Origin of the sequence: Neorhizobium alkalisoli (genome assembly GCF_002968635.1) — a bacterium.
In the GTDB taxonomy this organism is placed as follows: domain Bacteria; phylum Pseudomonadota; class Alphaproteobacteria; order Rhizobiales; family Rhizobiaceae; genus Neorhizobium; species Neorhizobium alkalisoli.
In genome coordinates this window covers 178,732-203,191 of the sequence record NZ_PVBN01000012.1, presented here as the reverse complement: position 1 = coordinate 203,191, position 24,460 = coordinate 178,732, and the positions used below count along the sequence as shown (strand labels likewise).

The following is a 24,460-nucleotide window of genomic DNA, read 5'->3' as shown; positions in this document are numbered from 1 at the left end:
GGGTTGGGGAGGGGTTTTCTGTCCCCATAAGACCCCTCCCGCCTGCCGGCCACCCTCCCCACAAGGGGGAGGGTTAAGAGTGCCGCAGTGTCCCGGGCCCCATACACCATAGCCATTCGCTTGCGGGGGAGGCGGCAGGGTCCGGCAGGGCAGAGGGGGGTAATGAAGGGCAGGACGGTCACCATCTCCCCTCCCCAACACCCGAAAACCCCGTCATCCGCAATTCCCTTGCATTCTCCAGTCCGAGCGGCTGGTGAGTCGCGGCGAGCAGTATGCCACCTTCGGAAAGGTGCGCTTTGATCAATGTCGTGAACACCCCTTCCGCATTTACGTCAAGCGCTGCCGTCGGTTCGTCGAGAATCCAGACGGGGCGATAGGCGACGAGGAGCTTTGCAAAGGCCATGCGCCGTTGCTGTCCGGCCGACAAATAGCCGAACGGCAGATGGACGATGCTTCCGAGACCCACCAGTTCGGCGGCTTGGTAAACCGGCAGGCCATGGCCGCCTCTGACATCGCCGAAGAAATCTTTCCAGAACGTGAGGTTCTCGGCGACGGAGAGTTCCGCCTTCATGGCATTGCGGTGGCCGAGGTAGTGGCAGGCTTCGGCGGCGCGCATGCCCGATTCGGCTGATTCGGAGTACCACTCTACCCGACCGCTCTCCGGACGAAGCAGTCCGGCCATCACACGCAGCAGGGTTGATTTTCCCGAGCCATTGCGGCCGGTGAGCACGAGGCTTTCGCCCGTTTTCAGATCAAAGCAGATGTCCTTGAAAATCAGGTCTTCACCGCGTCGTGCGGCCAAACCGTCGGCCGTCAGCCGCATACTCGCTGCCTTTGTTAAGATTTTAATCACCCGACTGAAAAATTTTCCGCCAATGCCACCTTAGCAGTCTGGAACCCTTCTTAGAAATTATCTATAAGCACTGCAACCACGCCAGCGGCCGGCGTGATTTCCATCTTGCGCCGAACCTGAAGACTTTGAAAATCTTCTCGTGCGGACAGCGGAAATGGTCGTACCCGCATCCTGATGTGCATGAAGTGCATAGGCGTCCGCACGCGCGTGTTGGCTCTATATCAGCGGGGTTATTTTCCGTGACCAAATCTCTCGACAGCTTCAATTGTCGTTCTGTCCTTACCGTAGGCGGCAAGGACTATGTCTATTTCAGTCTTCCCAAAGCCGAACAGAACGGCCTTCCGGGCGTTTCGAAGCTGCCTTTCTCCATGAAGGTGCTGCTCGAGAACCTGCTTCGCTTTGAAGACGGCCAAACGGTAACGAAGGAGCAGATCCTTGCGGTTGCCGAATGGCTGAACAACAAGGGCCTCACTGAGGCCGAAATCGCCTACCGTCCGGCCCGCGTGCTGATGCAGGACTTCACCGGCGTTCCCGCTGTCGTCGACCTCGCGGCCATGCGCGACGGTATCAAGGCGCTCGGCGGCGATCCGGAAAAGATCAATCCGCTTGTTCCCGTCGACCTCGTCATCGACCACTCGGTCATCGTCGACGAATTCGGCACCCCACAGGCATTTGCCCGCAACGTCGAACTCGAATACCAGCGCAACGGCGAGCGCTATCGCTTCCTGAAATGGGGCCAGCAGGCATTCGAGAACTTTCGCGTCGTTCCCCCCGGCACCGGTATCTGTCACCAGGTCAACCTCGAATATCTCGGCCAGACTGTCTGGACGAAGGAAGAGGACGGCGAAACGATCGCCTATCCGGACACCTGCGTCGGCACCGATTCGCATACCACGATGATCAACGGCCTCGGCGTTCTGGGCTGGGGTGTCGGTGGTATCGAAGCCGAAGCCGCCATGCTCGGCCAGCCGGTCTCCATGCTTCTGCCTGAAGTCATCGGCTTCAAGCTTACCGGCAAGCTGAAGGAAGGCGTCACCGCGACCGACCTCGTGCTCACCGTCGTGCAGATGCTGCGCAAGAAGGGCGTCGTTTCCAAGTTCGTCGAGTTCTTCGGCCCAGGCATGGACAATATGCCGCTCGCCGACCGCGCGACGATCGGCAACATGGGTCCTGAATACGGCGCGACCTGCGGTTTCTTCCCGGTCGACGGCGAAACCATCAACTACCTCAACATGTCCGGCCGCACCAAGGAGCGCATCGCGCTCGTCGAAGCCTATTCGAAGGCGCAGGGCATGTGGCGCGAAGGCGACGGTTCCGACCTCGTCTTTACCGATACGCTGGAACTCGACCTCGGCGACGTCGTTCCGTCGATGGCCGGTCCGAAGCGTCCAGAAGGCCGCATCCCGCTCGAAAACATCGCCTCCGGTTTCGCCGGCTCGATGGATACCGACTATAAAAAGCCGGGTCAGCTCGACAAACGTTATCCCGTGGAAGGCACCGACTACGACCTCGGTCATGGCGACGTCGCAATTGCGGCCATCACCTCCTGCACCAACACCTCCAACCCGTCGGTATTGATCGCGGCCGGCCTGCTGGCCCGCAACGCGGTCGCGAAGGGCCTGAAGACCAAGCCGTGGGTGAAGACCTCGCTGGCGCCTGGATCTCAGGTGGTCGGTGAATATCTTGCGAAGTCCGGCCTGCAGACCGACCTCGACAAGCTCGGCTTCAACCTCGTCGGCTTCGGCTGCACCACCTGCATCGGCAATTCCGGTCCGCTGCCGGCGCCGATCTCCAAGACGATCAACGACAAGGGCCTCATCGTCTCGGGTGTGCTCTCGGGCAACCGTAACTTCGAAGGCCGCATTTCGCCTGATGTCCAGGCCAACTACCTCGCTTCACCGCCGCTTGTCGTCGCCTACGCGCTCGCCGGCACGGTGCAGAAGGACCTGACCAAGGAGCCGATCGGCGAAGATCAGAACGGCAACGCCGTCTATCTCAAGGACATCTGGCCGACCTCTGCCGAAGTGCAGGAGTTCATCCTGAAATACGTCACCCGCGAACTCTACGAGTCGAAGTACGCCGACGTTTTCAAGGGCGATGCAAATTGGCAGGCGGTCAACGTTCCTCCGGGACAGACCTATGCCTGGGACAACAAGTCCACCTATGTCCAGAACCCGCCTTACTTCGTGGGCATGGGCAAGACGGGCTCGGGCCTCAAGAACATCAAGGGCGCGCGCGTGCTCGGCCTGTTCGGCGACAAGATCACCACCGACCATATCTCTCCGGCCGGTTCGATCAAGGCAGCCTCTCCGGCTGGTGCCTACCTCACGGATAACGGTGTCGCCGTTGCCGACTTCAACCAATACGGCACGCGTCGCGGCAATCATGAAGTGATGATGCGCGGCACGTTCGCCAACATCCGCATCCGTAACCACATGCTCGGCCCGAACGGCAAGGAAGGTGGCTACACCATCCACTATCCGTCCAAGGAAGAGATGTCGATCTACGATGCGGCCATGAAGTACAAGGACGAGGGCACGCCGCTGGTCATCTTCGCCGGCGTCGAATACGGCAACGGTTCGTCGCGCGACTGGGCCGCAAAGGGCACCAACCTCTTGGGCGTCAAGGCCGTCATCGCCCAGTCCTTCGAGCGCATCCACCGTTCGAACCTGGTCGGCATGGGCGTCGTTCCCTTCGTCTTCGAAGAGGGCACCACCTGGGCAAGCCTCGGCCTGAAGGGTGACGAGATCGTCGAGATCGACGGTCTGGAAGGCGACATCAAGCCGCGCGAGTGGAAGATCGCCAAGATCACCTACGGTGACGGCACGGTGAAGGAGATCAACATCCTCTGCCGCATCGATACGCTCGATGAGGTCATCTACATGAACAACGGCGGCATTCTGCAGACTGTTCTGCGCGACCTCGCCGCTTAATCCGCGATTGATCGACATCCGCCGGAGAGACTTCTCCGGCGGATGTCTTCTGCCTCTCTCACACTGCCGCATTACCTCTCCCGGAGGTCCGACCACCTTGGCCATCGTCATCTTCATCGGAATGGCCGTCACCGTTTTCCTGACATCGCTGCTTTCGGGAATTTTCGGCATGGCGGGCGGGCTGATTTTGCTCTGGGTGCTGCTCTTCCTCTTTCCCGTTGGAACGGCGATCGCCATTCATGGCGTCATCCAGATGGTGTCGAACGGCTCGCGCGCCTGGTTCTCCCGCGCCTATATCGATTACAAGATCCTCGGCATCCTTGGCATCGGACTGATCATTTCCAGCATCATCCTGCTGATCGTCGACTACCAGCCAAACATCGTCGTGGTGTCGATCGCAATCGGGCTGATGCCGATCCTCGTATGGTTGCCGGTCTCAAAGCTCCAGCTCGATGCCTCGAAACCGTCTCACGCACTCGTTTGCGGGCTGATTGCCGGAGCCTTGACCGTCGGCGTCGGCGTCTCCGGGCCTACGATCGACATCTTCTTCATCCGCACCATGATGGACCGGCGCAAGGTGATCGCCACCAAGGCGGCGGTTCAGGTCGCCTCGCATGCCACCAAGGTGGTCTTCTACTGGAATGCCGCTTCGGTCCTGCCGGCGGCCGACTGGATATCCATTCTTCTCGCGGCGCCGATCGCAATCCTCGGGGCGCGTGCCGGCAACGGCATTTTGCAGCGGATGACCGATGCGAACTTCAGATCCTGGACGCGCTGGATTGTGACTGGGGTGGGCGCGGTCTATTTCACCCAAGGCCTTTTGAAGCTGATCTGACCGCGGCCCGACCCCCGAAGGGGATCAGGTAACGTTGGCCGAGGCAATGACGATCAAATATCCGGTCTTCACCCCTTCGTGACTTTCTCTTGACGGAAGGGGGTGGTTACCTTCCGCCATCCCGTGCGTTAGGCTCTTGATCGCCGTGAGCAATAGTGGATAACAGTTGCCCTGATAAAGAGGTCTGCCGCCGATGCCTTTCCGCTCCATTTCTCTGGTCCTTCTTGCGAGCCTGCTCTCTGCCGGTGCTGCGTTAGGGGGCGAGGTGAGGGCTCCCAAGGGCGTTGTCGAACTTTTCACCTCGCAGGGCTGCTCCTCCTGTCCGCCGGCGGATGGGACGTTGCGCGATCTCGTCGTGCAGGGAGATGTGGTCGCGCTCTCATATCACGTTGATTACTGGAACTATCTCGGCTGGACCGACACCTTGAGTTCAAGGGAAAACACCGAGCGTCAATACGGCTATGCGAAGACGCTGGGGCGCAGCGGAGTCTATACGCCGCAGGCAATTATCAACGGCCGCGAGCACGTAAAGGGCACGGATCTTTCCGTCATCAACGACAAGGTGAAGGGCCTGAACGACAGCGGCAAGGGACTGGACGTGCCGGTGACCGCCGCGATGCGTGGGGACGAGATCGAGATCGAGATCGGCGAAGGCAAAGGCCAGGCGGATGTCGTCGTTGCCTATTTTACGAAGCGGCAGCAGGTGGAAGTCACCAAAGGCGAAAATAGCGGCAAGACCATGGAATACTGGCACAGCGTCTACGACGTCCAATCCGTCGGCACGTGGAGCGGCCAGAGCATGAAGCTCAACCTGCCGGGCAAGCTGATGGGTAAATCGAAGAAGGACGGCTGCGCCATTCTGCTGCAGACCTCCGGCGCCGGAGGCGAGCCTGCGGCTATTCTCGGCGCTACGATTCTTATGGCTGGTCGTAAGAAGTACTGATCCGGGGCGGCCGGGTTCCGTCCGTCAAGGGTGATCGGTCGGCGGCCCGATCCAGGAACATTGGGGGGCTGGGGGTAAGGGTCAATGCACCGGACCGGGCCATATGGCGCTAGGAACGCGCCAACCGATGGGCGCCAATCTCGCTTCGAAATCTGGCGCTGTTTTGTTCGAAATAGGGCGAGAATAAAAAACGCCAAGGGCCTGTCCACAGCTTGCGCGTCGCCGGGGTTGCATTTTTTAGTCTCTCGGGCAGACTGTCACATCTCCGACATTGTGATTTGGGAGCCTTGATGACCGATCAGCCGGAATTGCCGGGGGGCGAAAGAACCCAGGAAACAACCGTCGTCAGTCTCCATGAATACCGGCAGAATCGCGACCCTGTTCCTGTCACCTTTCACAGACGCGAACTCGACGCGATCCTGAGGATCTACGGCCGCATGGTGGGTGAAGGGGAATGGAAAGACTACGCGATCGATCATCTCAAGGATCGGGCGGTCTTTTCCATCTTCAAGCGGTCGGGCGAGATGCCGCTTTACCGGATCGAGAAGAACCCCAAGCTTGCCGGCAAGCAGGGTGCCTATTGCGTGCTCAACACCCATGGGATGATCCTGAAGCGTGGCCACGAACTGCCGCAGGTCCTCAAGGTCTTCGACAAGGTTTTGAAGCTGATCGACTGAGCCTTACCCGGCGAACAGCGTCCCGGGATAGGTATTTGGGTCGGGATCGCTTTCTTTCCCCTCGCCCAGCGAGGTCTGCATCAGAACCGTATCCAGCCATTTGCCATGCTTGAAACCGGTACCCTTGAGGGTCCCGGTCAATTCGAAGCCGAGGCTGCTGTGCACCGCCACGGAAGCCGGGCTTGCGCCGCCGATGACGGCGACCATCTGCCGGAAGCCGAGCGCCTCGCAGCGGACGAGCAACTCCTTCAGAAGTGCCTTGCCGGCCCCTTTGCCGCGTGCTTCCGGAGCAAGGTAGATGGAATCCTCCACCAGCCAACGATAGGCCGGCCGGGTCCGAAAAGCCGAGGCATAGGCGTAACCGAGCAAAGCACCGTTCTTGTCTTCCGCGGCGATATACGGATAACCCTTTGCCTAGATCGCCTCGAAGCGGCTCGTCATCTCGGCTTGATCCGGCGGGACGATTTCATAGCTCGCTGTACCGTTGAGGACGCTGTCTCGGTAAATTTCGGTGATGGCTGGAAGATCGGAGGGAGATGCGTCGCGGATGCGGAAAGTCATTGGGGGAAAATCACTGCAGGTCGGGGAATGGCGTATGAGTCAGCCTATGCCGTGGCTTTCGGGCGGGCAACAAAAAAGGCGGCCGAACGGCCGCCTTTTTCTTATCCATGCCCTGCAGGCTTATTCGTCGCGGTTGCCCATGAACTGCAGCAGGAACGTGAAGAGGTTGATGAAGTCGAGGTAGAGCGTCAGCGCACCCATGATCGCCTTACGGCCCATGACGGCAACGTCGTCGCCATCATAGTACATTTCCTTGATCTTCTGCGTGTCGTAGGCGGTCAGGCCGGCGAAGATCAGCACACCGATCGCGGAGATCGCGAAGCCCATCGCGGACGACTGCAGGAAGATGTTGACGATCGAAGCGATGATCAGGCCGAACAGGCCCATGATCAGGAACGTGCCGAAGCCCGACAGGTCCTTCTTGGTCGTATAGCCGTAGAGCGACAGCGCGCCGAAGGCGGCGGCGGTCACAAAGAAGGTCTGCACGATGCTCTGGCCGGTGAAGACCAGGAAGATCGAGGACAGCGACAGGCCCATCAGCGCGGCATAGACCCAGAAGGTCGTCTGCGCGGCCGCGACGCTCATCGAGTTAATGCGGAAGCTCAGGAAGAAGACCATCGCCAGCGGAGCCAGCATGACAACCCACTTGAGCGGGCTGGTGTAAAGGAGCTGACCGAAAGCCGTGAGCTGGCCATCGGCAACCGCCATCTGCCATGTCAGGAAGGCCGCTACACCGGTGATCGCGAGCCCAAGCGCCATCAGGTTATAAACCTTGAGCATGTACGAGCGAAGGCCCTCGTCGATCATTGCGCCCGACTGTGCGCCAGCGCGCGCCACTCGGTTCTGGTAGTTGTTAAAGTCAGCCATTGTTTCCTCTTTAAGCTCCGGAATTATTCACGGTGTCGGGCCCCCTTATCTTCAGACCCAGGCGCCGCTGCGGAGCTCCAGCAAGCCTATCCGCAAATATGATGTGATATTGCTTTACATACAAGAGGTGTGGTGAGCGAAAACGCAAACCAGCACGGCAATTTAGCAACCTATGGAGGTTATGACAGGAAGTTTATCGGCGAGCATCGGTGTTCAATCAGCCTCAGGTTGAATCACAGTTCGCGGAGCACAGGCGCGGCCTTCTGACCAAGGATGCGCCAGGTGCCCGCCAGGCCGATTCCAACCGTCAGAACGAGAGATATCGTGAGCGTGAGGATGGCGACATCCGGCAGGAAGGTCGACGGCAGCCTCATGATGCGGCTGACGATGAACCAGGCAGAGACGCCGCCGGCAAACAGCGCAAAGACGGCGGTCGCTGCACCGAGCATCATGTATTCGTAGCTGAAGGCGCGCATCAGCATGCTGCGTGTCCCACCCAGGGTCTTGAGGATGACGGCGTCGTGGGTCCGGGCCTGGTTGCTCGCGGCGAGGGCACCGGCGAGTACCAGGACGGAAGCGATCAGGGCAACGGCGGCCGCAGCCCGGATAGCCGTGGCGAGCTGGCCGACGAGCCGGTCGACAATGTCGATCGCATCCTTGACCCGAACGCTGGTGATCGTCGGATAGGCGTTGGTGACCGAGCGAAGGATTGTGGCTTCCTGCTGGGCTGTCGCGGAAGGATCGGTGAGGGTGGCAAGCCAGGCGTGCGGCGCACCGCGGAACGTGTTGGGCGAGAAGACCATCACGAAATTGATGGAAAGCGATTCCCACTCGACGTTTCGGAAATTGGCGATGCGGGCGGTGATGTTGCGGCCGAGCACATTGACGGTGACGGTGTCGCCGAGCTTCAGCCCCAGCTCGCCCGCCTCTTCGGCCGAAAAGGACACCAGTGGCTCGCCGTTGTAGTCGGACGACCACCACTGACCGGCGGTCAATGTGGAGTTGGCGGGCAGTTTTTCCTCGTAGGTGATGCCGCGGTCGCCGCGCAGCACCCAGCGGCCGGCGGGGGGCACGTTCATCTGGGTGACATCCTGGCCGTTGAAGGCGAGGATTCGACCGCGAAGCATGGGCACCTGCGTGACGGAGCCCTCCGACGAGTGCTGCTTGAGGATGTCCAGGAACCCCTCGCGCTCTGAGCCCTGGATGTCGACAAAGAAGAAATTCGGAGCCTGCCTGGCGATTTGGCCCGTGAGCTGGCGGCGCATATTGCCGTCGATCAGGGCGAGCGTCACGAGGAGAGCAAGGCCAAGGCCGAGTGAAAGCACGACAGAGGGCGTGAGTGCGCTGGGGCGGTGGATATTGCCGATCGCAAGCCTCAAGGCCGGCGAATTCACACGCGGGCTCCGGCGCGCGAGCCCGGCTATCAAGACGGCTACGAGGCGAAGCAGAACGAATGCTGCGGCGACGGCGGCGAGGAAGACGGAGGCGACGAACCTGTCCTCGGCGGTGACGATCGACAAGGCCGCAAGAGCGGCCAGCGCAGCCGCCGCGGCTACAAGATACGGCCAGGAGGGTAGCCGGACATTGTCGAAGCTCTGCTCACGAAAAAGCGCTGTTGCAGGCACTTCACGTGCATGGCCGAGCGGCAGGATCGCGAAGGCGAAGGTGATCAGCAACCCGAAGAGCGCGGCGTAGAGAAGAGCGGAGGGATAAAACGTTACCTCTTTCGGTACCGGAAGAACGCCTTCGAGAAACTCCAGGGCAATGAAAGGCGCGGCTGCGCCGATCGCAAGCCCGATCGCTATTCCGACCGCCGCCAACATCAGGATCTGGATGAGGTATATCAACGTCACGACCGAAGCCGGCGCGCCGAGGCATTTGAACGTGGCGATCGTCGTCCGCTTTGCGTCGAGGAACGCCCGCACGGCATTGGCGACACCGACGCCGCCGACGATGAGCGCGGTGAGGCCCACAAGCGTCAGGAACTGCGAGAAGCGCTCGACATTTTCCGTCAACGACGGTGCTGCGCGGTCGCTGGAACGTATCGACCAGCCGGCGCTCGGAAACTCACGATTGGCGCGGGCGGTCAGTGTCGAGCGGACCGAAGGGTCATCGAGCTTGACCTTGTAGGCATGCTCGACAAGGCTGCCGGTCGTGATGAGGCCCGATGCGAGTAGCGCCTCCCGGCCGATCAGCAGCCGGGGTGCAAATCCGAAACCGTCGGACAATGCATCGGGCTCGGCCGCAATCGTTCCGCGCAGCGTGAGCTTGACATTGCCGAGCAGGATCTGATCGCCCTCGCGGATCCCGAGGCGTTCCAGCAACAAGGGTGCGGCCAAGGCACCAAAGCCGTCGCCGTCTTTGGCGAGCAGATCGGGAAGCGGTACGGAAGGCTCCGAACGGAACGTTCCGTAAAGCGGATAGAGGTCGTCAACCGCCTTCACTTCTGCGAGCGCCTGTTCCGAACCATCCGGCTTGCGGGCCATGGAACGCAGGCTGGTGGAGAGGCTTACTTCGCCCAAGCTGTCGAGGAAGGCACGCTCCGCCTGGGTCGCTTCCCGGTTGTTGAGCTCGAAGCGAATGTCGCCCGCGAGGATTTCCTGGCCCTGGCTGGCAATGGCGTTCGTAATGGCACGCGAGACCGAGTTCACGGCAGCGATCGCCCCCGTGCCGAGTGCGATACAGGCGAGGAAAATATAAAACCCCGCAAGGCCGCCGCGCATTTCGCGCAGCGCCAGGCGGTAGGATATGGAAAGGCGCGGGAAGACGCGGCTCATGCAAGAACCGCCTGGATCGGAGGATGGATCGCGCTGTCGCCGACGATTTCGCCGGAGCGGACCCGGATTTGCCTGGAGCAGCGGGCGGCCAGCGCATTGTCGTGGGTGACGAGCAGCATGGTCATGCCGCGCTCGGCCTGTTTGGCAAACAAGAGGTCCGCGATTTGTCTGCCGGTTTCCGCGTCGAGATTGCCGGTCGGCTCGTCGGCGATCAGTACGGAAGGGGAGGGAGCAAGTGCACGCGCAATTGCGACGCGCTGCTGCTCACCGCCGGAAAGCTGGCCCGGATAGTGGCTCAGCCGCTCGCCGAGGCCGACGGCGGCCAGTTCACGTTTGGCGATGTCGAACGGGTTCTTCACGTTCGCGAGCTCCAGCGGTACGGCGACGTTTTCCAGCGCGGTCATGTTGGCGATCAGGTGGAAGGACTGGAACACGATGCCGATATTGCGCCCGCGGAACTCAGCCAGCGCATCTTCGGAAAGGGCATGAAGAGGAGCGCCGTCGATGACGATCTCGCCGCTGTCCAGACGCTCCAGGCCGGCGAGCACCATCAAGAGGGTCGACTTTCCCGAACCGGAGGGGCCAACGATGCCGACCGCCTCATTGGAACGGATCTCCAGGTCGATGTTCTTCAGCACATGCACGGAGGCCGCCGCGCTGCCGAGGGTGAGATCAGCCTTCTTCAGCGTGATGATGGTTTCAGTCAAAGCGAAGCTTCCTATATTGGCCTAAGCAACCGGCATTCCATACCGCATGGCAGTGGCGCCCAATCTAGGAGACGAACCGTGAGTTTTAAAGCAAGCGTCCTTCACTTCATCGTCATGTCGGCGCTTTGGCTTGTTGGGTTGCCAGCGGCTGCCCAGGATCGGCCGATCCAGCTCGTCGGGTTCGGCGACAGCCTGATGGCCGGCTATCAGCTCGCCCCGTCGGAATCCTATACCGCCCAGCTCGAGGCGGCGCTCAAGGCCAAAGGTCACAAGGTTGTCATAACCAATGCAGGCGTGTCGGGCGATACGACGTCCGGCGGACTTTCGCGTATCGACTGGTCGGTGCCTGACGGCACGGACGGGGTCATTCTGGAGCTTGGCGCCAACGACGCGCTCCGCGGCATTTCACCGGAGCAGTCGGAACGAAACCTCGATGCGATGCTTGCCCGCCTCAAGGAACGGGGAGCCGCGGTGTTTCTGGTCGGCATCCTCGCCCCTCCGAATATGGGCGGCGACTATGCACAACGCTTCAATCCGATCTACAAGCGGCTTGCCGACAAATATGGCGTGCCGCTCTACCCGTTTTTCCTCGACGGGGTGACGACAGTCGAGGGAATGCAGCTCGAAGATGGCATGCATCCGAACGCCAAGGGCGTTGCAGTAATGGTCGAGAAGACAATCCAGCCTGTCGAAAGCTTCCTGGGGGAGATTAAGGATAACGGCAAATAACATCTTGCACGGAACTCCGTTGCATGATTCGCTGTTAACATCTGCAAAGATTCGAGGAGGTCCCCATGCCGAGACTATTCACCGCCCTCGAAATTCCGCGCAATGTAGCAATGAGCCTCTCACTCCTGCGCGGTGGGCTTCCCGGAGCCCGATGGATCGATGTGGAGAATTATCACATCACCTTGCGCTTCATCGGAGATGTCGACGGCCGTACGGCGGATGAGATCGTCGATCGGCTGGACCGCATCGACCGACCCGAATTCCAGATGACGTTGACCGGCATCGGTTCGTTCGGGTCGAAGAAGCCTCATTCGGTCTGGGCAGGCGTTGCTCCATCGCCGGAAATCTATGCACTTCAGGCGGAAATCGAACGGATCTGCCAGCGTATCGGCCTGCCGCCGGATCCGCGCAAGTTTACCCCGCATGTCACTCTGGCGCGGCTCAAGAACTGCCGGCTGGACGACATGGTCCAATATCTTTCCGGCCGCGGCAATTTCTACACCGCACCGTTTATGGTCTCACGCTTCGTGCTGCTGTCGTCGAAGGAATCCGTCGGCGGCGGGCCATATCTGACGGAAGAGGTCTTCCCGTTGCAGGACATCAGCTACGGCAATGCCCATGCCGCTGATCTGGAGCCGGTGAAGGGCCTCCTTTAGGGAGTGCTTTCGCATGAACTATGAAAAGCTGGATGCGGCTGCGGCCGAACGCGAGCTCGCTTCGCTGGACGGATGGGAGCTGAAGCCGGAAGGCGATGCCATCTTCAAGAGCTTCACCTTCAAGAATTTCATAGAGGCCTTCGGCTTCATGACCGAATGCGCCATGCGCGCCGAAAAGCTCAATCATCACCCGGAGTGGGCGAACGTCTATTCCCGTGTGGACGTGCTGCTGACAACGCACGACGCCAAAAGCCTGACGGATCTGGATTTCAAACTCGCCAGGGCCATGGACAAGGCATCCTCCCGCCGCAATTGAACTCCATTTTTCAAGCGCCCATATTGGAAGAGGCGCGGCAGGTGCCGAGCGAAGGGAGAAACCATGGATAATGTGAAGATTGGTGAAATCCTCCTGCCGGGTGAAGAGGAAACGCAAGAACGCCAGGAGCGGCAGGTGCGCGCGAAGTTCTGGCCGACGTTCAAGCGGGCGGCAAGGCAGGTTCCCTTCAGCCGTGATCTCGTCGCCGCCTATTACTGTGCAGTCGATCGACGGACGCCGGCACGGGTGCGCGGCGTGCTGCTTGCCGCACTTGCCTATTTCGTGCTGCCACTCGATTTCGTGCCCGACGTCTTCGCACTTGTCGGCTTTACGGACGATGTCGCCGTGCTGGCGATGGCTTTCCGGATGATCCAGGGACATATCGCCGATCGCCACTACGACGCCGCAGACGAGGCTCTCGCGGACAATCCGGAGATGGCAGCCGGCGCGCGAGCGAAATAGCGTTCGGCCCTCAGGTCAGCGAGGCTGGCTCTTCGAGTGCCTTGCGAAGCCGTTCAAAGGCAAGCCTGATACGCGATTTTACCGTACCGAGGGGGATGCCTGTCGAGGAGGCTATCTCCGAATGGGTCTGGCCGAGGAAAAAAGCCGCCCGCACGAGCTGCATCTGTTCATCCGGGATTTTTTCGAGCGCGGCCCGCACCCTTGCATCGCTTTCTGCGCGTTCGAGCAGAATGTCGGCGGTCGGCACTTCGGCAAGGCAAAACCAGTCTTCGCTAATCTCCAGCTGCCGATGTTTGGCCCGGCGCTCCTTGTCGATGCGACGGTTGCGGGCGATCCGGTAAAGCCATGTGGAAAGAGACGACTGGCTGGGGTCATAAAGATGCGCGCGGTGCCAAAGAACGGCCATGACCTCCTGCACCAGTTCCTCGGCCTCATCCGGCTTCATGGAGCGTTTGACGAGCCATGATTTCAGACGAGGCGCGAAATAGTCGAACAGCGTTGCAAATGCCGTCTGATCGCGGTTGTCGGCCACCGCCTTTGCCAAGCTGGCGAAGTGGTCTTTCTCATCCAGGTCCATCTAATTTACGCAAACTTTCCCATGGGAGGCCCCGTCATATTCGGCCATTCTAATGTCATATAGGGACTTAGGAAAAGGACAAACTCTTGCCCCAATCCTTGTGTCACTGCTTGACAAAACACAGGAAAATTCCCCGCCGGATGAGACTTGGTGACGGTTGCGAGGAGGATGTCCCCGCAGGAGCATGGCGATGGATGGAACAACTACAGTATTTCGACCGTGCGATTGACGCTTTGGTAACCAGGATTAAGTCAAAATGAACCGAATCAGGATCATGCCTGGCAAAGGCTTGCCCGCTCGGGCCGTTGAAAGAAGACAAAACCGGCAGGAGACCATGTCTGTAAGAACAATAGCAACCGCACTGGCACTCACGTTGGCGAGTGTCGGTATCGCTTCCGCTCAGACGCCTACTCGCATTCAGCAGTTCAAGGCCTGGGGTGCGTATTCGTATAAATCGGGCAATAGCAATGTCTGCTATGTCCTTTCGGTTCCGACGACGAAGGAGCCGGCCAGCGTCGATCACGGCGACATCTTCTTCATTGTCTCCCAGCGTCCCGGCCAGAACATCTCCTACGAACCGCAGGCGATGATGGGTTATTCGCTGCAGGCGAATTCCAAGGTCACCGTGACGATCGACAACAAGAATTTCGTGATGTTCACCAAGGATAGAGCCGCCTGGGTGGAGAATGCTGCCGAAGAACCGGCGCTGGTCGCTGCCATGAAGACCGGTCAGAATATGAGCGTCAGCGCGGTTTCAGGCCGCGGCACCAAGACGTCCTATGCCTATTCGCTGGCCGGTATTTCCGCTGCGCTGAAGCAGATCGAAGCCTGCAAATAAACTCTCCAGGACTGATAGTTTAAGAAGGCCGGCGTCTCGCCGGCCTTTCGCATTTCAGCAAGAATGGACGTGGCGGCAATTTAATGATAAAGGCCCTGGCAACGAAGGTCAGGCGCCAAAGCGCCCCTGTGACCGAGATTGGTTTCACATACAGACATGCGCTTCTCGCTCCGCTTTAGAAAGCGGGCAAGGCCATGTGTTCGATGGGATAAGAGAATGTCGGTATCCGAGGCTGTTATGGCCCCTCTCAAGACGCCGCTCGTGCCGCGTCCGGACCTGATGTCGGGAAAGCCCTCGCTGATCGGGCTGACGCGCGAGATGATGGCGGATGCGCTCAAGGAAAAGGGCGTGCCGGAAAAGCAGGTGCGCATGCGCGTCAGCCAGCTCTGGCATTGGCTCTATATCCGCGGCGTTTCCGAGTTCGACGCGATGACCAATGTGGCGAAGGACATGCGGGAAATGCTGAAGACGCATTTCACCATTTCCCGTCCCGAGATCGTCGAGGAACAGATATCGAGCGACGGTACACGCAAGTGGCTGCTGCGCTTTCCTCCGCGCGGCGCCGGCCGCCCGGTCGAGGTCGAAACCGTCTATATTCCGGAGGAAGGCCGCGGGACGCTCTGCATTTCGAGCCAGGTCGGCTGTTCGCTCACCTGTTCCTTCTGCCATACCGGCACGCAGCGGCTGGTCCGCAACCTGACGGCCGAAGAGATATTGGCGCAGCTGCTGCTGGCGCGGGACCGTCTCGGCGATTTCCCGGGCACGGATACGCCCCCCGGGGCCTTCGTGCCGACCGGCGAGCGCAAGATCACCAATATCGTCATGATGGGCATGGGCGAGCCACTCTACAATTTCGAGAGCGTCAAGACCGCGTTGCTGATTGCGACCGACGGAGACGGCCTCTCCCTGTCGAAGCGGCGCGTGACGTTGTCCACGTCCGGCGTCGTGCCGGAAATCTACCGGACCGGCGAAGAGATCGGCGTCATGCTGGCGATCTCGCTGCATGCGGTGCGTGACGAACTGCGCGACATGCTGGTGCCCATCAACAAGAAGTATCCGTTGAAGGAACTCCTCGAAGCCTGCCGCAAATATCCGAGCCTGTCGAACGCCCGCCGCATCACCTTCGAATATGTGATGCTGAAGGACGTCAACGACAGCCTGGAGGATGCCAAGCTTCTGGTGCAGTTGCTGAAGGGTATCCCCGCAAAGATCAATCTCATCCCGTTCAACCCATGGCCGGGCACGAACTACCAGTGCTCGGACTGGGCACAGATCGAGAAATTTGCCGATTTCATCAACCAGGCAGGTTACGCCTCCCCGATCCGCACCCCCCGCGGCCGCGACATCCTCGCTGCCTGCGGCCAGTTGAAGTCGGAATCGGAGCGCATGCGCAAGACCGAGCGGCTCGCTTTCGAGGCGATGATGATCGCCGGTCACGGCGAGGACGATTGACGAAAGGGCCGGCTCAGCCGGCCTTTTTATTTGGCTTGGGTGAAGAAGATCTTTGCCGCGAAGATCGAGAAGACGCCGGCAAAGGTATAGTCGATGCCGCGCAGAACCTTGGGATTGGATTGCAGCCAACCCGAAAGCCAGTCTGCGGCCAGGACGACGATCAGGTTCACCGGCATGCCGATGACGATGAAATAAATCCCGAAGAAGATCAGCTTGGCGGTCACATTCGGATCGCCCGCGGTAACGAACTGCGGCAGGAAGGTCATGAAGAAGATGATGACCTTGGGGTTGAGGATATTGACCCAGAAACCGATGGAAATGTTGGCGAGCGGACTGCTCGCCGTCTGCTCGATCTTGTCCACCTTGAAGTTCGACCCGAAGCGGATCGCCTGGATCGCCAGCCATAGCAGGTAGGCTGCCCCGCCTGTCTTGAGAATGAAAAAGGCGGTGGGCGAGGCGGTGATCAGTGCCGAGATGCCGAAGGCGACAAGCAGCGTGTGGCAGACGACGCCGAGGCTGGTGCCGAGCACTACGAAGAGCGCCGGCCGCCGTCCCTGCGCCAGCGCGCGGCTGATGGACAGCGTCATGTCCGGGCCAGGCGTCAGCGCCAGAAGTAGGCCTGCAGCGGTGAAGGCAAGAAGGGTGGCGATGCTCGGCAGGAAATCCATGATACGCTCGATAGCCGGATAAAGGGACAAATCCATTTATCCGGCTTTCGAGGCGATGCCAAATCAATCAGCGTCTGGAAATGAAATCTTTTGCAGCGTCGGCGAAATCCGGATGCCAGCGGGACAGCGGAGGACGGTTTTCGATGATATCGCCGGCCGCCCAGGCCATGCGGCGCTCATCGGTCGCCCGATCGACGTCGTTGTCGGGGCAGAGGATATAGAAGTCCCCACGCTCCAGGCTCGTCAGCATGAACTGGACCGTCTCTTCCGGCGTCCAGGCGCCGTCGGGCTTTTCGGTGCGGTCCCCTTTCGTCAGGCCTGTAAATACGAAGCCCGGGATCAGCAGATGGGCCGAGAGCTGGCAGTTGGGCGTGTTGCGCAACTCGTGCTGAAGCGCCTCGGTAAAGGCTTTGACCCCGGCCTTGGCGACGTTATAGGCCGGATTGCCGGGGGGTGTGGTAATGCCTTGTTTCGAGCCCGTGTTGATGATGAGCGACGGTTCCCCATGGGCGATCATGGCCGGCCCGAATGTGCGCGTGCCGTGGATCACGCCGAACAGGTTGACCGCAAAAATGCTGTCCCAGTTTGCCTGCGGTCCGAATAACGAGCTTCCGGGGCTGATGCCCGCATTGTTCATCAGCACATGCACGCGGCCGAAGCGTTGAAGGACCGCGCGCTCCAGGGCCTCGATCTCGCCCGGTTTCGAGACGTCGGTACCGATTGCCGCGACATCCGTTTCGCCGTCTTCGGCAAGTGCTGCCACTTCGCGGCATGCCTCCGCCAATTTGTCGCCTTCCAGATCTGCGAGCACCACGGAGAGGCCCATGCGGGCAAACTCCCTGGCCGCAGCAAGGCCGATGCCGGATGCGGCCCCGGTGACGACGGCGACATTATCCTTTTTCAGAGCGGGATGAGTGATGGTCATGCAGATCTCCTCTATGGCGCTGCTGTTCAAAAGGTCCGCCGGGATATGGAGCCCGAAGCAGAGCGCGTCAACATGACACCACCGTTACAATCCACCGGGTTTTTCTTGCGTGGCCAAAGAAACTCGCTAAAAGTGCCGCAATTCCCCGACCTGGCAGTTTTCCGCAAACCGCCGCCACCCGCAGACGGACCTGAAATCGACATGGCACTTCCGAAAGACGTAAAGAAAGTCGTTCTCGCCTATTCCGGCGGTCTCGACACCTCGATTATCCTGAAATGGCTGCAGACCGAACTCGGCGCGGAAGTGGTGACGTTCACCGCCGACCTCGGCCAGGGCGAAGAGCTGGAGCCGGCCCGCAAGAAGGCCGAGATGCTGGGCATCAAGGAAATCTATATCGAGGACGCCCGGGAAGAATTCGTTCGCGATTTCGTCTTCCCGATGTTCCGTGCCAACGCCGTCTATGAGGGCGTCTACCTGCTCGGCACCTCGATCGCGCGGCCGCTGATCTCCAAGCACCTGATCGAGATCGCCAGGAAGACCGGCGCCGATGCTATCGCCCATGGCGCGACCGGCAAGGGCAACGACCAGGTCCGCTTCGAACTGTCGGCCTATGCGCTGAATCCGGATATCAAGGTCATCGCGCCGTGGCGCGACTGGGCCTTCAAGAGCCGCACCGACCTTCTGGAATTTGCCGAGAAGAACCAGATTCCTGTCGCCAAGGACAAGAAGGGCGAGGCGCCTTTCTCCGTCGATGCGAACCTCCTGCACTCCTCTTCCGAAGGCAAGGTTCTTGAGGATCCCGCCCTGGAAGCCCCCGAATATGTGCATATGCGCACCATTTCCCCGGAAGCGGCTCCCGACCAGGCAACGGTCATCAAGGTCGGCTTCAAGAAGGGCGACGCGGTCTCCATCAACGGCGTGGCCATGTCTCCCGCAACGCTGCTGGCGACGCTCAACAATTACGGCCGCGACAACGGTATCGGCCGCCTCGACCTCGTCGAGAACCGCTTCGTTGGCATGAAGTCACGCGGCGTCTACGAAACGCCCGGCGGGACGATCCTGCTCGCCGCTCATCGCGCGATGGAATCGATCACGCTCGACCGCGGTGCTGCCCACCTCAAGGACGATCTGATGCCGCGCTACGCGGAGCTGATCTATTACGGCTTCTGGTTCTCGCCGGAGCGCGAGATGCTGCAGGCTCTGATCGACAAGAGCCAGGAGCATGTGGAAGGCGAAGTGACCCTCAAGCTCTACAAGGGCAATGTCATGGTCACCGGCCGCGAAAGCGAAAAATCGCTCTATTCCGACCAGCTGGTCACCTTCGAGGACGACCAGGGCGCCTACGACCAGAAGGATGCGGCAGGCTTCATCAAGCTCAACGCGCTCCGCCTCAGGACACTCGCCAAGCGCAATCTCCGCAAGTAACGAAAAGCGCAAGCAGGTCATCAAAGCCAGCCCGCCTCTCCCCAGAGGCGGGCTGGCTTTATTCGTTTCGGCTGGCAGCGAGGAAGCCTAAATAACCGACCACAGCGATGATGTGCATGGCAGGGATGACGCTGCCATAGGCTTCCAGCGGAGTGCCGATCCAGGCGATGAGCACGCCCCCGATGAACCCGGCCCCCATCTGGATGAAGCCCATCAGCGCGGACGCCGAGCCGGCGATATGCGGGAACGGGGCCAGGCCGGCCGTCGTGATATACGGCGTGATGAAAGCCGTGCCAAAAGTGCAGATCGCCACCGGCCCCATGATCGAGAGAAACGACGGCGGCAGGAAATAAACCGAAAGCGCCATGATAATGCCGCCCCCACCACTGAAGGCCAGGCCGAAAACCGGCGCCCTGCGGCCAGGAAGCCATTTCGACGTCAAGCGCAGGCACAGTGACCCGATCAGATAAAAGCCCGACTGCATCAGCATGCTCATCCCGTATTGGGTAGGGCTCAGCCCCACGTCGTCGATCAAGATGAAAGGCAGGGCGGTCGACTGAGCATAGAGCGCTCCGATGCAGCCTGCGAGGACGAGTGCGATGCATAGAAAGCGTGCTTGCGCGGCGATCTCGCAATAGGCTTCCAGCAGCCGGAGCGGCCGAAGCCTGCTGCGGTCGGGAATCGTCGTCTCCTTCAGATAAAGCGTCGAGAGGAAGACGAGGATCGCGCCGAAGCCGACCATCAGCAGAAAGACGGATTTCCAGCCGAAGGCAGCCAGCGTGAGGCCGCCGATGGTCGGCCCGGCGGCGGGACCGATCGCCAGGATGATACCCATCGTGTTCATGATGCGCGCCGCTTCTGCACCAGTGAACTGATCGCGGACGATGGCGCGCGAGACGGTGATGCCAACCGAGGCGCCGATGCCCTGGATCAGACGGCCCGCGAGGATCCACTCGACGCTCGGAGCGAAGACGGCAAGCAACGAGCCGCCCAGGTAGATGGCGAGGAAGCTCAGCGCTGCGGACTTGCGACCGAACGCATCCGATACCGGTCCGGCGACAAGCTGCGCCAGCGCAAAGCCCGCGAAAAACAGCGAGAGCGACATCTTGATCGCCGCTTCGGTCGTTTCGAAAGCATGCACCAGCTGCGGCATGGCAGGCGTGTAGATCGCCATGGAGATCGGTCCGATTGCCGTCAGCAGGGCGCCAATGATGGTCGTGCGGCGCTCGCTCATCAGCCCGGACGCTGGAGGCACGCTACCGGCTCTCATCGGATGAAAATTGCGGCGCCTGGGAACCGTTGATCGCCTGAAGCCTGGTATTGAAGACGACCAGGGTCTCCCGCAAGATGCGATTGTCCTCGCCGCTCAGGCCGTCGGTCGCCTGCGCCAGAATGATATTGAGCTCTTTGCGGATCGCGCAGATCATCTCATCGGAGGCAGGCGTCAGGTTTATCCGTTTTGCCCGGCGATCAGCGGAGCACTGTTGTCTTTCGATGAGGCCGAGCGCCTGCAGTTTGTCCAGATAGGTGCAGACCGTCATCGGCTCGATACCCATGCGGCTTGCGATGTCGAGCTGCCGGCTGCCATCGGCGGCAGCGATGCTCATGAGAGCCCGTGCCTCGCCCGGCGTGAGACCGAGACCCGCCTCAGTGATGCGGCGTTCGAAGGCTGCGCGGATAAGACGGGCGCTATCGACGATCAGAAAACCCAAAGGGTCCATCTCAGGGCCGGCCTCCGCAATTGTATCGGAGAATTTCATAAGGCCCCCTTACTATCTTTTAGGGGGAAGGCAAATGAAAAACCCGTGTGCGCTCGCATTGACAGCGGCAGAGGCCGCAGCAACACTGCGTACCGTCCTTCCTATGGAGCCTGCCATGTCGTCTTCGCTGCTTGCCGGCGCGTTTCTCGCGGCGCTGGCCTATACGCTCATTCCCGGCCCCGCATTCCTTGCGCTTCTCGGCATCGGCGCTGGGCAGGGACGTCAGGCCGGCGCCTACTTCATGGGAGGGCATCTGGCGGGAGACATCCTGTGGTCGGCCTTGGCACTGGTGGCCATCATCGGAGCAAAGACGATCGGAACGACCTTCTTCGATGTCCTCGGCGTCGTCTGCGGTCTCTATCTCGGCTGGATCGGCTGGAGCGCATTGCGGGCGAAGCCGAAAGAGGACGGTGGCGGGTTGATGACGGTCGAGCGGCCGTTAAGGCGGGGCCTGATCTTCGGGCTGACCAACCCCAAGGGATATCCAGTGGCTCTGGCGACGTTTACAGCACTGCTTGCCGGTTCGTCGGACGCGCTGGATTTCGCAGGGCTGCCGATCCTGCTCGCCGTTTCGCTCGTCGGGTTTCTGACCGCCGACCTCGTGCTTATCGCGATCATCGGCGCAGGTTTTGTGCGGCGTTTCTATCGCAGGCACGAAAAGACGATCGTACGGCTTTCCGGGCTGCTGTTCATCGGATTTGCGCTGCAGGCCCTCTGGCACTCGGCGCCAGGTCTTTTCGGCTTTCGCCGGGCATGATGCCGCTTGGCGGGATCAGATTTCCAGGAAAGCCATGACCGAGTGCAGCACGTCCGCCCGGCGCGTGTCGCCGAGCGATATCGCGATCTCGAGCTGGTTGCGGTAAAAGTCGTGGAAGTCGAAACCTGTCTCATCGGTGACCTGCGACAGATCGACAAGCTGGCCCTGGGCATCCACGGCATGCGTCGGAAGCTCTTCGGCAAGCGTGGTATAGGTTTCCTGGTCGATCCTGCCCGCCTGATAGTTTTCCCAGGCCAGGGCGCGCAAATCCCGCGGGGTGATAGCCGAAAAATTGATCGGCACGTCACCCGCTTCGGGCACCTGAAAGGTGATCTGGCCGTGCCGACTTTCCTGCTGGGAAGGCTTCTCGATCTTGGAGTTTCGAGAATTCTCCCGTTGAAGGAAATTGGTAGACCAGCGCAAGGAACTGATTTCCATGGCTATATCCCGAGTCACCGGATACTGGCCAAAGGGTACTCGTCCGTGCTGCGCTGCGTCAAATAGTTAATATACGTTAATTATTGGGTGTGATTTCTTGTCGAGGAATCAAAAACGGCGGCGCGGATTCCCAATTCGGCAGCCTTCTCCTATATGAATGGCGATCCATTTTTCGAAGGATATGCGCATGTCTTCAAATCTTCCCGTGAACACTGCTCTGGTGGAATGGAACGGCCATCATGGTCTTCCTCGTTTCGATCTGGTGAAGGATGAGGACTTTGCGCCGGCCTTCGATGCCGCGCTTTCAGCCCATGAGGGCGAGATCGACGCGATCGCAACCAACCCGGAAGCGCCGAGCTTTGCCAACACCGTTGTGGCGCTGGAGATTGCCGGCGACGAACTCTCGCGGGTTTCGGCGCTTTTCTGGGGCAAGGCGGGGGCGCATACCAATGAGACCATTCAGGGGCTCGAACGGGAGATGGCACCGAAGCTTTCCCGCCACTATTCGAAGATCGGCATGAACGCCTCCCTCTTCTCCCGTATCGACACGCTTTGGGAAAAGCGCGGGGAGCTCGGCTTGACTGTCGAGCAGGAGCGCGTGCTCGAGCGCCATTGGAAAGGTTTTGTCCGGGCCGGTGCCAAGCTGCCGAAGCCGCAACAGGAGCGGCTGGCGGACATCAACGAGAAGCTCGCCGGGCTCGGCGCGAAGTTCGGCCAGAACGTGCTGGCCGACGAAAAGAACTGGTCCCTCAAGCTTTCCGACGAAGCGGAACTCGAAGGACTGCCCGCTTTTCTGCGCGATGCGATGGCGGCGGCAGCCCGCGAACGGGGAGAGGCGGACGGTTATGCCGTGACCCTGTCGCGTTCGATCATCGAACCTTTCCTGACATTCTCGACGCGCCGTGATTTGCGGGAACAGGCGTTCAAGGCCTGGGTTGCGCGCGGGGCAAACGAAGGCGAAACGAACAATCTCGGCGTTGTGCGCGAGACATTGGCGTTGAGGGCCGAAAAGGCCGGTCTGCTCGGATACGACAGTTTCGCGGCTCTCAAGCTCGACAACACGATGGCGAAGACGCCGAATGCGGTGAACACGCTGCTTCGTCAGGTCTGGGAAAAAGCCCGTGCCAAGGCACTCGAGGAAGAAGCAAGCCTCGGCCGCCTGATTGCCGAAGAAGGCAGGAACCACGACGTGATGCCCTGGGACTGGCGTCATTATGCGGAAAAGCTTCGGCAGCGGATGTTCGATTTTTCCGAGACCGAACTGAAGCCTTATCTCCAGCTCGAAAAGATCATCGAGGCATGTTTCGACGTTGCGGAACGGCTCTTCGGCATCACGGCAACGGAGGTGAGGGGTGTCGCTGCCTATCACCCCGACGTGCGGGTCTTCGAAATCCGCGACAAGGATGGTGCGCTGAAGGCGCTTTTCCTGGGTGACTATTTCGCCCGTGCCTCCAAACGGTCCGGCGCCTGGATGAATTCCTTCCAGTCACAGCACAAGCTGACGCTGAAAAGCGGTGTGCAGGGCGAGCTGCCGATCATCTACAACGTCTGCAACTTCGCCAAACCTGCCGAAGGCAAACCGGCCCTGCTTTCGCTTGACGATGCGAAAACCCTCTTCCACGAATTCGGACACGCGTTGCACGGCATGCTGTCGGACGTGACCTATCCCTCCGTTGCCGGCACGGGCGTTGCGCGGGACTTTGTCGAACTGCCCTCGCAGCTTTACGAGCACTGGCTGACCGTGCCGGAAATCCTCGAAAAATATGCCGTTCATTACGAAACCGGCAAGCCGATGCCGAAGGCCCTGCTCGACAAGGTGCTCGCAGCGCGAACCTTCAATGCCGGCTTTGCGACCGTGGAGTTCACGTCCTCCGCACTGGTCGATATGGCCTTCCATACGCGTAGTGCGGTGGAGGACCCGATGGCGGTGCAGAAGCAGGTGCTGGACGAAATCGGCTTGCCGGCTTCGATCGTCATGCGCCATGCCACGCCGCATTTCCAGCATGTCTTCGCGGGCGATGGCTACTCGGCCGGTTACTATTCCTACATGTGGTCGGAAGTGCTCGATGCCGACGCCTTCTCGGCTTTCGAGGAAGCGGGCAATGTCTTCGACCCGGTGATGGCGCGCAAGCTGAAGAACAATATCTATTCCGTGGGTGGCTCGATCGACCCCGAGGATACCTACAAGGCCTTCCGCGGCAAGCTTCCGGATCCGCAGGCCATGCTGAAGAAGAAGGGTCTTGCAATGGTCGAGGAATTGGCTGGCAGCGACGCCTGAGCGTCTTTGCATAGCTGACATCGACG

Annotated in this window: 23 protein-coding genes and 1 pseudogene; 13 read left to right on the top strand and 11 right to left on the bottom strand. The window is 60.3% G+C overall.

The window, feature by feature from the left end:
• Nucleotides 1-178 precede the first annotated feature (178 nt).
• Nucleotides 179-823, bottom strand: a complete 645-nt coding sequence (gene ccmA / locus C5L13_RS23380) for a heme ABC exporter ATP-binding protein CcmA (RefSeq protein WP_105385660.1) — start codon at nt 821-823, stop codon at nt 179-181.
• Nucleotides 824-1,092: 269 nt separating this feature from the next.
• Here ccmA and acnA point away from each other — a divergent pair, with 269 nt between their 5' ends.
• The 4 genes from acnA (at nt 1,093) to C5L13_RS23360 (ending at nt 6,241) form a co-directional block, all read left to right on the top strand.
• A complete protein-coding gene (gene acnA, locus C5L13_RS23375; RefSeq protein ID WP_105385659.1) occupies nt 1,093-3,786 on the top strand; it encodes an aconitate hydratase AcnA in 2,694 nt (897 codons plus the stop codon).
• Between the two features lie 97 nt (nt 3,787-3,883).
• Nucleotides 3,884-4,621 (top strand): TSUP family transporter, encoded by a 738-nt coding sequence (locus C5L13_RS23370; protein ID WP_205836878.1) that lies wholly within the window; start codon nt 3,884-3,886, stop codon nt 4,619-4,621.
• Between the two features lie 193 nt (nt 4,622-4,814).
• Nucleotides 4,815-5,564, top strand: a complete 750-nt coding sequence (locus C5L13_RS23365; RefSeq protein ID WP_105385658.1) for a DUF1223 domain-containing protein — start codon at nt 4,815-4,817, stop codon at nt 5,562-5,564.
• A gap of 290 nt (nt 5,565-5,854) precedes the next feature.
• On the top strand, nt 5,855-6,241 hold the full coding sequence (locus C5L13_RS23360; protein WP_105385657.1) for a DUF2794 domain-containing protein: 387 nt from the start codon (nt 5,855-5,857) through the stop codon (nt 6,239-6,241).
• A gap of 3 nt (nt 6,242-6,244) precedes the next feature.
• Here C5L13_RS23360 and C5L13_RS23355 read toward each other — a convergent pair.
• The 4 genes and pseudogenes from C5L13_RS23355 to C5L13_RS23340 form a co-directional block, all read right to left on the bottom strand.
• Nucleotides 6,245-6,802, bottom strand: a pseudogene (locus tag C5L13_RS23355) (N-acetyltransferase family protein).
• Nucleotides 6,803-6,922: 120 nt separating this feature from the next.
• Nucleotides 6,923-7,669, bottom strand: a complete 747-nt coding sequence (locus C5L13_RS23350; RefSeq protein ID WP_105385656.1) for a Bax inhibitor-1/YccA family protein — start codon at nt 7,667-7,669, stop codon at nt 6,923-6,925.
• A 233-nt stretch (nt 7,670-7,902) separates the two neighbouring features.
• On the bottom strand, nt 7,903-10,446 hold the full coding sequence (locus tag C5L13_RS23345; RefSeq protein ID WP_105385655.1) for an ABC transporter permease: 2,544 nt from the start codon (nt 10,444-10,446) through the stop codon (nt 7,903-7,905).
• On the bottom strand, nt 10,443-11,153 hold the full coding sequence (locus tag C5L13_RS23340; RefSeq protein ID WP_105385654.1) for an ABC transporter ATP-binding protein: 711 nt from the start codon (nt 11,151-11,153) through the stop codon (nt 10,443-10,445). The genes C5L13_RS23345 and C5L13_RS23340 overlap by 4 nt, the downstream gene beginning before the upstream one ends.
• A gap of 78 nt (nt 11,154-11,231) precedes the next feature.
• Here C5L13_RS23340 and C5L13_RS23335 point away from each other — a divergent pair, with 78 nt between their 5' ends.
• The 4 genes from C5L13_RS23335 to C5L13_RS23320 all read left to right on the top strand — a co-directional run bounded on the left by C5L13_RS23335 (nt 11,232) and on the right by C5L13_RS23320 (nt 13,316).
• Nucleotides 11,232-11,882, top strand: coding sequence for an arylesterase (locus tag C5L13_RS23335; protein ID WP_105385653.1), 651 nt, complete (start codon nt 11,232-11,234; stop codon nt 11,880-11,882).
• Between the two features lie 65 nt (nt 11,883-11,947).
• A complete protein-coding gene (gene thpR / locus C5L13_RS23330; protein ID WP_105385652.1) occupies nt 11,948-12,538 on the top strand; it encodes an RNA 2',3'-cyclic phosphodiesterase in 591 nt (196 codons plus the stop codon).
• Nucleotides 12,539-12,551: 13 nt separating this feature from the next.
• Complete coding sequence (locus C5L13_RS23325) at nt 12,552-12,854, top strand: 4a-hydroxytetrahydrobiopterin dehydratase (RefSeq protein WP_105385651.1); 303 nt, start codon at nt 12,552-12,554, stop codon at nt 12,852-12,854.
• Between the two features lie 63 nt (nt 12,855-12,917).
• Nucleotides 12,918-13,316 carry a YkvA family protein gene (locus C5L13_RS23320; RefSeq protein ID WP_105385650.1) on the top strand — a complete coding sequence of 133 codons (399 nt, stop codon included), beginning with the start codon at nt 12,918-12,920 and terminating at the stop codon, nt 13,314-13,316.
• Nucleotides 13,317-13,326: 10 nt separating this feature from the next.
• Here C5L13_RS23320 and C5L13_RS23315 read toward each other — a convergent pair whose 3' ends face one another.
• Nucleotides 13,327-13,893 (bottom strand): sigma-70 family RNA polymerase sigma factor, encoded by a 567-nt coding sequence (locus C5L13_RS23315; RefSeq protein ID WP_105385649.1) that lies wholly within the window; start codon nt 13,891-13,893, stop codon nt 13,327-13,329.
• A gap of 334 nt (nt 13,894-14,227) precedes the next feature.
• Here C5L13_RS23315 and C5L13_RS23310 point away from each other — a divergent pair, with 334 nt between their 5' ends.
• Both C5L13_RS23310 and rlmN read left to right on the top strand, forming a co-directional pair.
• Nucleotides 14,228-14,731 (top strand): invasion associated locus B family protein, encoded by a 504-nt coding sequence (locus C5L13_RS23310; protein WP_105385648.1) that lies wholly within the window; start codon nt 14,228-14,230, stop codon nt 14,729-14,731.
• Nucleotides 14,732-14,947: 216 nt separating this feature from the next.
• On the top strand, nt 14,948-16,183 hold the full coding sequence (gene rlmN / locus C5L13_RS23305; RefSeq protein ID WP_170117310.1) for a 23S rRNA (adenine(2503)-C(2))-methyltransferase RlmN: 1,236 nt from the start codon (nt 14,948-14,950) through the stop codon (nt 16,181-16,183).
• 26 nt (nt 16,184-16,209) lie between these two features.
• Here the strand turns inward: rlmN and C5L13_RS23300 are convergent, their stop codons facing one another.
• Nucleotides 16,210-16,851: a LysE family translocator gene (locus tag C5L13_RS23300; RefSeq protein WP_105385683.1), complete on the bottom strand. Its 642-nt coding sequence runs from the start codon at nt 16,849-16,851 to the stop codon at nt 16,210-16,212.
• 67 nt (nt 16,852-16,918) lie between these two features.
• Nucleotides 16,919-17,776 (bottom strand): SDR family NAD(P)-dependent oxidoreductase, encoded by an 858-nt coding sequence (locus C5L13_RS23295; RefSeq protein ID WP_105385647.1) that lies wholly within the window; start codon nt 17,774-17,776, stop codon nt 16,919-16,921.
• Between the two features lie 201 nt (nt 17,777-17,977).
• On the opposite strand from C5L13_RS23295, the gene C5L13_RS23290 reads away from it, so the two are divergent.
• On the top strand, nt 17,978-19,201 hold the full coding sequence (locus tag C5L13_RS23290; protein WP_105385646.1) for an argininosuccinate synthase: 1,224 nt from the start codon (nt 17,978-17,980) through the stop codon (nt 19,199-19,201).
• 58 nt (nt 19,202-19,259) lie between these two features.
• Here the strand turns inward: C5L13_RS23290 and C5L13_RS23285 are convergent, their stop codons facing one another.
• Together C5L13_RS23285 and C5L13_RS23280 are read right to left on the bottom strand one after the other, a co-directional pair.
• Nucleotides 19,260-20,435 (bottom strand): multidrug effflux MFS transporter, encoded by a 1,176-nt coding sequence (locus C5L13_RS23285; protein WP_105385645.1) that lies wholly within the window; start codon nt 20,433-20,435, stop codon nt 19,260-19,262.
• Between the two features lie 22 nt (nt 20,436-20,457).
• Nucleotides 20,458-20,961 (bottom strand): MarR family winged helix-turn-helix transcriptional regulator, encoded by a 504-nt coding sequence (locus tag C5L13_RS23280; protein WP_407070464.1) that lies wholly within the window; start codon nt 20,959-20,961, stop codon nt 20,458-20,460.
• Between the two features lie 115 nt (nt 20,962-21,076).
• On the opposite strand from C5L13_RS23280, the gene C5L13_RS23275 reads away from it, so the two are divergent.
• Entirely contained in the window at nt 21,077-21,718 is a 642-nt protein-coding gene (locus C5L13_RS23275; RefSeq protein WP_105385681.1) for a LysE family translocator, read from the top strand.
• A gap of 15 nt (nt 21,719-21,733) precedes the next feature.
• Here C5L13_RS23275 and C5L13_RS23270 read toward each other — a convergent pair whose 3' ends face one another.
• Entirely contained in the window at nt 21,734-22,156 is a 423-nt protein-coding gene (locus C5L13_RS23270; RefSeq protein ID WP_105385644.1) for a hypothetical protein, read from the bottom strand.
• 187 nt (nt 22,157-22,343) lie between these two features.
• On the opposite strand from C5L13_RS23270, the gene C5L13_RS23265 reads away from it, so the two are divergent.
• A complete protein-coding gene (locus C5L13_RS23265) occupies nt 22,344-24,434 on the top strand; it encodes a M3 family metallopeptidase (RefSeq protein WP_105385680.1) in 2,091 nt (696 codons plus the stop codon).
• The last annotated feature ends 26 nt before the right edge of the window (nt 24,435-24,460 follow it).

Excerpts from the sequence above, each read along its gene's own strand:
- C5L13_RS23300 (WP_105385683.1), bottom strand. The coding sequence starts at position 16,851 with ATGGATTTCCTGCCGAGCATCGCCACCCTTCTTGCCTTCACCGCTGCA.
- C5L13_RS23325 (WP_105385651.1), top strand. The coding sequence starts at position 12,552 with ATGAACTATGAAAAGCTGGATGCGGCTGCGGCCGAACGCGAGCTCGCT.
- ccmA (WP_105385660.1), bottom strand. The coding sequence starts at position 823 with ATGCGGCTGACGGCCGACGGTTTGGCCGCACGACGCGGTGAAGACCTG.
- rlmN (WP_170117310.1), top strand. The coding sequence starts at position 14,948 with ATGTCGGTATCCGAGGCTGTTATGGCCCCTCTCAAGACGCCGCTCGTG.
- thpR (WP_105385652.1), top strand. The coding sequence starts at position 11,948 with ATGCCGAGACTATTCACCGCCCTCGAAATTCCGCGCAATGTAGCAATG.
- C5L13_RS23360 (WP_105385657.1), top strand. The coding sequence starts at position 5,855 with ATGACCGATCAGCCGGAATTGCCGGGGGGCGAAAGAACCCAGGAAACA.
- C5L13_RS23280 (WP_407070464.1), bottom strand. The coding sequence starts at position 20,961 with ATGAAATTCTCCGATACAATTGCGGAGGCCGGCCCTGAGATGGACCCT.
- C5L13_RS23265 (WP_105385680.1), top strand. The coding sequence starts at position 22,344 with ATGTCTTCAAATCTTCCCGTGAACACTGCTCTGGTGGAATGGAACGGC.
- C5L13_RS23315 (WP_105385649.1), bottom strand. The coding sequence starts at position 13,893 with ATGGACCTGGATGAGAAAGACCACTTCGCCAGCTTGGCAAAGGCGGTG.
- C5L13_RS23275 (WP_105385681.1), top strand. The coding sequence starts at position 21,077 with ATGTCGTCTTCGCTGCTTGCCGGCGCGTTTCTCGCGGCGCTGGCCTAT.
- C5L13_RS23285 (WP_105385645.1), bottom strand. The coding sequence starts at position 20,435 with ATGAGCGAGCGCCGCACGACCATCATTGGCGCCCTGCTGACGGCAATC.
- C5L13_RS23290 (WP_105385646.1), top strand. The coding sequence starts at position 17,978 with ATGGCACTTCCGAAAGACGTAAAGAAAGTCGTTCTCGCCTATTCCGGC.
- C5L13_RS23270 (WP_105385644.1), bottom strand. The coding sequence starts at position 22,156 with ATGGAAATCAGTTCCTTGCGCTGGTCTACCAATTTCCTTCAACGGGAG.
- C5L13_RS23345 (WP_105385655.1), bottom strand. The coding sequence starts at position 10,446 with ATGAGCCGCGTCTTCCCGCGCCTTTCCATATCCTACCGCCTGGCGCTG.
- C5L13_RS23320 (WP_105385650.1), top strand. The coding sequence starts at position 12,918 with ATGGATAATGTGAAGATTGGTGAAATCCTCCTGCCGGGTGAAGAGGAA.
- C5L13_RS23295 (WP_105385647.1), bottom strand. The coding sequence starts at position 17,776 with ATGACCATCACTCATCCCGCTCTGAAAAAGGATAATGTCGCCGTCGTC.
- C5L13_RS23350 (WP_105385656.1), bottom strand. The coding sequence starts at position 7,669 with ATGGCTGACTTTAACAACTACCAGAACCGAGTGGCGCGCGCTGGCGCA.
- C5L13_RS23310 (WP_105385648.1), top strand. The coding sequence starts at position 14,228 with ATGTCTGTAAGAACAATAGCAACCGCACTGGCACTCACGTTGGCGAGT.
- C5L13_RS23365 (WP_105385658.1), top strand. The coding sequence starts at position 4,815 with ATGCCTTTCCGCTCCATTTCTCTGGTCCTTCTTGCGAGCCTGCTCTCT.